Source organism: uncultured Lutibacter sp. (genome assembly GCF_947495725.1).
Taxonomy (GTDB): domain Bacteria; phylum Bacteroidota; class Bacteroidia; order Flavobacteriales; family Flavobacteriaceae; genus Lutibacter.
In genome coordinates, this window is sequence record NZ_CANLZZ010000017.1 from 1 (window position 1) to 577 (window position 577).

1 protein-coding gene is annotated in these 577 nt (G+C 31.7%); it reads left to right on the top strand.

Annotation, left to right across the window (positions count from 1 at the left end; genetic code table 11):
• Positions 1-577 (top strand): Ig-like domain-containing protein (locus Q0776_RS17720; RefSeq protein ID WP_298371352.1); only part of this gene is annotated, 577 nt, incomplete at both ends.

Below are 577 nucleotides of genomic sequence, written 5' to 3' on the forward strand. Positions count from 1 at the left end.
CACCAGTAGCAAATGATGATACTGCTATGACAGCATTGGATACACCAGTAGAAGGGAATTTATTAACAAATGATTTCGATTTGGATGGAGATAATATCATTCTAAATACAACGCCAATTACAAATCCAGAAAATGGATTAGTAGTTATAAATTTAGATGGAACTTATACGTATACTCCAAATTCAGGGTTTGTAGGTTTAGATTCATTCATATATGAAATTTGTGATGATGGAGTTCCTTCTATGTGTGATACAGCAGTAGTATATATAATAGTTATGCCAGAAAATGGAAATACGAATGATACCTATGCAAATGATGATGCATATAATGGAGATTCAGGATTGGCAATAACAGGAAATGTATTGGATAATGATTTTGATCCAGAAGGAGATATTCAAACTGTTAATACTACACCAGTTGTAGGTGTAACTAATGGAATAGTTGTATTAAATTCAAATGGAACATTTAATTACACACCAACTTTAGGATTTACAGGAACCGATAGTTTTGTATATGAAGTTTGTGATAATGGAAGTCCAATTGTTTGTGATCAGGCAACTGTTGTAATAACTATAAA